This is a genomic window from Arthrobacter sp. EpRS71 (genome assembly GCF_001512285.1).
GTDB lineage: Bacteria > Actinomycetota > Actinomycetes > Actinomycetales > Micrococcaceae > Arthrobacter.
In genome coordinates, this window is sequence record NZ_LNUV01000001.1 from 98,819 (window position 1) to 105,914 (window position 7,096).

Annotated in this window: 7 protein-coding genes; 5 read left to right on the forward strand and 2 right to left on the reverse strand. The window is 62.6% G+C overall.

What is annotated here, in order from left to right; genetic code table 11:
* Positions 1-37: 37 nt before the first annotated feature.
* Positions 38-793 (reverse strand): ZIP family metal transporter, encoded by a 756-nt coding sequence (locus AR689_RS00480; protein ID WP_062065246.1) that lies wholly within the window; start codon positions 791-793, stop codon positions 38-40.
* A gap of 310 nt (positions 794-1,103) precedes the next feature.
* Here AR689_RS00480 and AR689_RS00485 point away from each other — a divergent pair, with 310 nt between their 5' ends.
* From AR689_RS00485 to AR689_RS00495, 3 genes are all read left to right on the forward strand, one after another.
* Positions 1,104-1,712 (forward strand): TasA family protein, encoded by a 609-nt coding sequence (locus AR689_RS00485; RefSeq protein WP_062065249.1) that lies wholly within the window; start codon positions 1,104-1,106, stop codon positions 1,710-1,712.
* A 156-nt stretch (positions 1,713-1,868) separates the two neighbouring features.
* Positions 1,869-2,630, forward strand: a complete 762-nt coding sequence (locus AR689_RS00490; protein WP_062065251.1) for a signal peptidase I — start codon at positions 1,869-1,871, stop codon at positions 2,628-2,630.
* Positions 2,623-3,036 carry an Hpt domain-containing protein gene (locus AR689_RS00495; RefSeq protein ID WP_062065253.1) on the forward strand — a complete coding sequence of 138 codons (414 nt, stop codon included), beginning with the start codon at positions 2,623-2,625 and terminating at the stop codon, positions 3,034-3,036. The genes AR689_RS00490 and AR689_RS00495 overlap by 8 nt, the downstream gene beginning before the upstream one ends.
* Before the next feature lie 59 nt (positions 3,037-3,095).
* Here the strand turns inward: AR689_RS00495 and AR689_RS00500 are convergent, their stop codons facing one another.
* Entirely contained in the window at positions 3,096-4,394 is a 1,299-nt protein-coding gene (locus AR689_RS00500) for an MFS transporter (RefSeq protein WP_062065257.1), read from the reverse strand.
* Positions 4,395-4,652: 258 nt separating this feature from the next.
* Here AR689_RS00500 and AR689_RS00505 point away from each other — a divergent pair, with 258 nt between their 5' ends.
* Both AR689_RS00505 and AR689_RS00510 read left to right on the forward strand, forming a co-directional pair.
* Entirely contained in the window at positions 4,653-5,393 is a 741-nt protein-coding gene (locus tag AR689_RS00505) for an IclR family transcriptional regulator (RefSeq protein WP_062065260.1), read from the forward strand.
* Positions 5,394-5,512: 119 nt separating this feature from the next.
* Positions 5,513-6,700 carry a 4-hydroxybenzoate 3-monooxygenase gene (locus tag AR689_RS00510; protein WP_062065263.1) on the forward strand — a complete coding sequence of 396 codons (1,188 nt, stop codon included), beginning with the start codon at positions 5,513-5,515 and terminating at the stop codon, positions 6,698-6,700.
* Positions 6,701-7,096 lie beyond the last annotated feature (396 nt).

Below are 7,096 nucleotides of genomic sequence, written 5' to 3' on the forward strand. Positions count from 1 at the left end.
CTGTGAACTCGGGCCATTAACTGTGGACTCGGCGGAGTCAGCCGCCCACGTGATGAATGGTGAACGCGCTCAGGAAGCCCACGGCGGCCGTTAGCCCGGTCAGGTTGTGGTGTTCCTCGAAAGCCTCGGGGATCATGGTGTCGGCAAGCATGGCCAGGATCCCGCCCGCGGCAATGGCGGTGATGAACGCAATCACGCTCTCTGGAGCGTTCTCCAATGCGGTGTATCCCAGCAGTGCGGCAAGCCCGCTGAACACTGCAATGCCGGCCCATGTACCAAAGACGTAGGCTGGGCTGCGCCCGGCCTTCTTCATCCCTGCTGTGCTGGACAGACCCTCCGGGACGTTTGAAATGAAGACGGCAGCAAGCATGGCCGGACTCACTGCTCCACCGGCGAGGAGGCCAACGCCAAGGACCACTGATTCCGGAATGCCGTCAATGAGGGCACCTACTGCGATGGCCGTGCCGCTTCCGGGGGAGTCCTTCTCTGAAGGCTGAGCGCCTCCCGAACGTTTCCGATGCTTGGCTCCGGCCGTGGCCAGCAGGGCGTTGGAGCCCACAAAGATCACGGCGCCCAAGAGGAAACCCAAGATAGTGGGGAGCAGCCCGCCGCCCTCCACCGCTTCATCAACCAGTTCGAACGCCAGCGCCGAGATCAAAACGCCGGCACCGAAAGCCATCACCGTGGACACGAGTTTGGGCGGCACTTTCCAGATCCAGGCTATGCCCGCCCCGAGGACCAAAGCACCGCCGGCCAGCGTTCCCCACGTCAAGGCCTGTAACCACATTGGCATTTGTTCCGCCCTTCCATCGGCCGTGCATGTGCATCATGAAGTGTTGCACATGGGGGCTGAAGGGCTTTCCGAATCGCTCGGTTCGCTTGCTCGGAAACTGCTCGATTGGCCTGCGGGAGTCTTGAGGGGACCGCTCGGTTGGCTTGCTCGATTGGCCTGCGGGAGTCTTGAGGTTTTCCTGAGGAAGTGTTGACGGTACACAGGATTCGTTCTTGATCCGGGCCCGGCACAGTAGTTCTTGTCAGCCACACAGGCTGAAAGAAACGGCCGGCCGGTCTCACGGTGGCCTCCCGAAAGGACACCGATCCCCATGGCCATCAGCCTCAAAACCACCACCGGCAAGATCCTCGCTTCGGTCGCACTGGTCGGCACCGCAGCCGCCGTCGCCGGCATGGGAACCTACGGCGCCTTCACCTCCTCCACCTCCGCCTCCCAGGCAGTCACCGCAGGCACCGTCACCATCGCCCTGGGCGCACCCGGACCGGCCAACACCCTCAACGTCCCCGTCGCAGGCCTGCTGCCCGGCGACAAGGTCGAAAAACTCGTCACCCTGGCCAACACCGGCAACTCGGACCTGAACAACATCACCCTCACCACCTCCGCCGGCGCCACCAGCTCCCTGCTCACCACCGACGTCACCAACGGCCTGCAACTGACCATCGAAAACTGCAGTGTTGCCTGGACCGGCACCACCGCACCCTACAACTGCACCGGCACCCGCAGCACCGTCCTGGCCTCCGGACCCGTGATCGCAGCGAACAAAGCCCTGGCCAACCTCACCTCCTTGACCTCGACCAAAACCGACAACCTCAAAGTCACCACCACGTTCCCCACCACCGCGAACAACGACTTCCAAGGCGCCACCTCCACCATCGCCTTCGCCTTCACCGGCACCCAACGCACCGAAACCACCAAGTAAGCGCTGAACCAGCACGTCAGCGCAGCAACACCCCAAGCCCCGCCGGGCCTGGTCGGGCGCCCCCCCTGCCCGATCAGGTCCGCCGGTATTTTCCCAAATAACTCCGCAGCTTCACCCCAACAAGCTGCCCGCCCCATAAGGAAGGAACGCCAGATCATGAGCACTATCACCACCAGCATCAACGAACCCGCAGTCCACGGCCGGCGTTCCGCCCGGGCGGCTAGTGCCGCCGTCGTCATTCCAGCGGCTGTTGCCACCGCAGTTGGATCTAACGGATCTGAAACGAATGCTCCTGCAATGAACGCCGCCGCTGTGAAGCAGCCCGCAGCGGCCACTTCTGCAACGACCAGCTCATTCCGCAGGGTTGCCGGCAAAGTGGTTAGTGGCATCGGGGTGGGCCTGCTGATCATGGGCGCAGTGGTGTTCCTGTTCCTGGCCATCGGGCCGCGGACCCTGGGCTACCAAACCTCCACCATGCTCACCGGTTCCATGGCGCCACTGATCAACCCGGGAGACGTCGTCGTCACCGTCCCCACCCCCATCGCCGACGCCAAAGTAGGCGACATCATCACCTACCACATCCCCGTCGAAGACCAGCGGGTGGAAACCCACCGCATCACCGAAATCACCACCACCGCCGACGGCGGCATCGCAGTCCAAACCAAAGGCGACGCCAACAACGGCATCGACCCCTGGATCGCCACCCTCCAAGGCGAAACAGTGGACAAGCACATCGCCACCATCCCCCACGTGGGCAACGCCATCCGAACCCTCCGCGAACCCATCGTCATGAACACCCTCATGTACGGTGCACCCGCCATCCTGGTCATCGGAATGCTCGCCTCCATCTGGACCAAAGACCCCACCAAAACAGCGTCGGAAGGCGCCGCAGCTCCCCAGGCCGCAAGCGGTGAGTGAGGATCATGGCCCCACGATCGAGGCTACTGTGCTGGAACCGTGCCGCCTTCAGGATTTGGCTGACGAGTTGGGAGACTCAGCGCCGGTGCTCGAATTTCTCGCCGACTACCTGTCCATGCTGCCGTACCGGATGCTCAGGATCTCCAGCGGTCTGTGCGGGCACAACGCCGATGCCAGTATGGACGCTATCCTGAGCCTCAAGATTTCCTCGGCCATGGTGGGAGCCTTGGAGACAGAGGACCAGTGCCGCGCCATCGAACGGATGATCCGGGAAGACCACTTCGACTCCGCCATCCGGGCATTCCCGGCTCTTCAAAACTCCACGGACCGCTGCTTTGCTGCAGGGCCTCAGTTGTTGGGGAAAGCACGGGAGTCGCTCTGCACAGGGCGGCGGACTCCTATTTAGTACCCGGCTTTAGTACCCGGCATTTGGAATCCAGCGCCGATGAAGCGCTCCCTTGGCGTCTACTGCTCTATCGGCACTCCGGCATCGGCCGTCTTGACCGCATGCGGCACGAGGAACAGCGCGGCTACGGCCAACAGCCCGGCGGCGGCGAACACGTAGAAGCCGGCAGGGTAGGCGATGTTCGCGGCAACCAAAGTCCCCGTCACTGCGGGCCCGACGATCGCGCCGAGCCTGCCCACCCCCGCTGCGAATCCCAGCGCGGTCCCACGGAGGCGGGGCGGGAAGAGCTGGCTGACCCAGGCGTAGACCAGCACCTGTGAGCTGAAGACGAAGACGCCGGTGACGAACACGGCAGCGTTGAGCAGGAACTCGTTCTGGATCTTGACGCTCAGAATCGCCAGGAACACGGCGGACAACCCGAACCACATGAGCACGATCTTTTTGGTCCCGTGTTTGTCTGCAAGGATTCCGGCAAGGAAGAGGCCCGCAACGGCACCGAGGTTCAGCACCAGCAGCAGGGTAAGCCCGGTGCTGACGGGGTACCCGGCCGCGGCCATCAGTTGCGGCAGCCACGTGTTCAGGCCGTAGACCAGCAGCAGCCCCATGAAAGAGGCGATGCCAATCCCCACGGCAACTTTGGGATACGGCTTCTGCAAGAGGTCACGGAAGCCTGTCTTTGGTTTGGTGGCCGTTGAACTCCCGACGGCGTTGGTCGCGTTCGCGGGTTCGGTCACCTTTCGATTGCCGGCTTCTGCCGAGCCAGCCTTGGCGGGGGCAACCTCAGGGAGTGATTCCGGGAGTTTGGCCCACAGGAAGGGCAGGAGGGCCAGCCCGGCAACGCCGCCTATGACGAACATGAGTCGCCAGTTTGGAACGATGAAAATTGCCAGAAGTGCTGTTGCTACGGCGCCCACGTGATAGCCGGTCATAGTCCGGGTGGTGGACTTGCCGGCTGATCCGGCTGGAGCGTAGTCGTTGATGTACGCCAAAGCGGCGGGGAGGCAGGCGCCCAAGCCGAGCCCGGCCAGCATGCGAAGCAGGGAGAAGACTGCCACGTTCGGGGCAAAGGCAACCCCGATGGTGAACAGTGAGAAGCTTCCGACGCAGGCGATCAGCAGTTTGCGGCGTCCGAACTTGTCCGAGAGGGGCGCGATAAAGAGTGCCCCAAGGCCCACGCCCACCAAGGAAATGGTGGCGGCGAAGGTTGCCCCGAACGCGTCAAAACCCAGCTCCCCGGTCTTGATAAGTGTTGGGATGACGGTGCCCAGCACCACGAGGTCGAAGCCGTCCAGCACCATGGCCAGCCAGCAGAGCCAGACAGGCCATTGGGAGCGGCGGGCAGATGGCATCGTTGGCATAGCGTCCTCGGTACTTCTCGCATGGGTCTTATGGGGACTCCCGACCACAGAACGGTCGGTCGGTCGGTTAAGAGAGTTGTATCACCGCACAATGTTGCTTGGCACACGTTCTACCATTGAACGGAAGCTGATGATATGGAAGGCGCCCGGTGCAGCGTCAGTTGGTCAACCGGGACCAGTGCCAAGCATCAGCGCTCATTCAGAGCAACGAAGCATCAGCACTGATGACACAGTAACCAGGAATCAAGGGAGCACGCCATGGCCAACTCGGCATCAGGCGATTCTGTGGTGGACCGCGTGGTGAGGGTCATCGAAGCCTTTCCGGAAGGTACCACCTCGCTGCAGTTGAGCGAGTTGGCGGACCGCTCGGGGCTCCCGCTGTCATCAGCCCACCGGCTGGTCCGGCAACTCTCCGAGCATGGACTCCTGGATCTTGGCGCCGGCGGGACCGTCCGCCTGGGACTGCGTCTGTGGGAGCTCGTCAACCGGAATTCGCCCACTCTGGCACTCAGGCAGGCGGCGATGCCCTTCATGGAAGACATCCAGCAAGTCCTCAACCAGAATGTGAACCTGGCTGTGCTGGACGGATGGGAAGCACTCTTTGTGGAGCGGCTTTCCCGGCGGGGGTCAGTAGCCAACCGCGCGAGGATTGCCGGGCGCATGCCGGTCCACATCTCATCCGCAGGACTTGCCCTGATGGCACACCAATCGCGTGAACTGCAGGCGGAGTACCTCGAACAGTTCGCCGATTCGTCCGGAAAGGTAACTGCCGGCGTCGTACGTCATCTTCTGGCTGAAGCGGCGCAGCAGGGGTACGCGCAACTGGCTGGCGTGGTGGACCCGGATACGTGGGGAATTGCCGTGCCGGTGATCAACAGCAAGCGTCGGACCGTGGCGGCGCTCGGAGTGGTTGTGCCGTTAGCGGAGATGCGGCTTCAGGCGCTGGTGCCCGCGCTTCAAACGGCGGCCCGGGGCATCGGGCGTCAGCTCGGCGACTAGAGTCCGACTTCCGTTCAACGGAATCTATGTAACGCCAATCACGCCTTGCGGGCCACACTGATGTCAGATTCATCCCGCTTCGTTTGCAAGCCGGGATCCGCAACGAAGCGAGGACAACCATGGCACGCACACCAATAACCACCCAAGTCGCCATCATGGGCGCGGGCCCCGCCGGACTCATGCTTTCCCACCTGTTGGCCAAGCAGGGCATTGAATCCGTGGTGGTCGAAATCCGCAGCCGTAAAGACATCCAAGAAACGGTCCGGGCAGGCATTTTGGAGCACGGAACCGTGAACCTCCTGGTGGATTCCGGCGTCTCCGACAGGGTCCTGCGCGAAGGCGACCGGCACGACGGCATTGAGTTGCGCTTCAACGGCGAAAGCCACCGCATCAACTTCAAGGAACTCGTTGGCGAATCAGTGTGGCTCTACCCGCAGACCGACGTCTTCATGGATCTCGCAGCCAAGCGGGAAGCCGACGGCGGTGACGTCCGGTACAGCGTCACGGACACCACCGTGCACGACCTCGAAGGCAAGCCCAAAGTCTGGTTTACCGACGCGGAGGGCCAAGAGTTCGAAATTCAGGCCGACTTCCTGGTAGGTGCCGACGGGTCGCGCAGCCACTGCCGCTTCCAGATCCCCGAAGCCAACCGGAAATGGTACTTCCACGAATACCCGTTCGCATGGTTCGGCATCCTCGCTGAAGCTCCGCGCAGCGCTGACGAACTCATCTACGCCAACTCCGAGAACGGTTTTGCCCTGATCAGCCAGCGCACCGAAACCGTACAACGCATGTACTTCCAGTGCGACCCCAAGGAGAACGTGGCCGACTGGGACGACGAACGCATCTGGACCGAGTTCCGCAAGCGCGTCAACGGCAACGGGTTTGAACTCAAGGAAGGACCTGTCCTGGAGAAGATGGTCCTGCCGTTCCGCAGCTTCGTGCACACCCCCATGCGACACGGCAACCTCTTCCTCGCGGGCGATGCTGCGCACACAGTTCCGCCAACCGGTGCCAAGGGCCTCAACCTGGCCATTCACGACGTGAAGGTGCTGTTCGAGGGTCTGGATTCCTTCTACTCAAACGGCTCCACTGCGCTGCTCGATTCCTACAGCGACCGCGCCCTGGACCGTGTATGGAAGGCTCAGCACTTCTCGTACTGGATGACGTCCATGCTGCACACTGTTCCTGGCGCCGACGACTTCGACCGAGCCCGCCAGCTCGGCGAGCTTCACTCCGTGGTGACGTCAGAGCACGCCAAGGCGTACCTGGCGGAGTCGTACACAGGCTGGCCGACCTCACGGTAGTGCTGCGGACGGGTCGCTGTTCGCGCTGACTGAGGGTTGCTGGGTCGCGCGTCGGCGACGGCAAGTAGCACCAGACGGGTAGCTGGCGAGCAGGAGTTTGACCCCGGAACCCCGGGCCGTCCCTTCGCATTCGGTAGGACCTGGAACCTGTGCCGTCCCCTTCGCCTTTGGTGCCCCCCGGAACCCTATCCCCTTCGCCTTTGATAGTCCCCAGAACCAGTACGCCACTCGCAGCAGCAAGGCGGCACATCGCACTAACCCACGGCATCAAACGGTCCGTCCCAGGCAGCCCTGTTTACGTGGCGGGCACGGGCGATGTTCTTTGTGTTTTCTATGTTCTCTGGGGTGTGTGGTGGTGGTTGCGTCGGGGTGTTTGTTGGGGGTCGATGTGGGGTG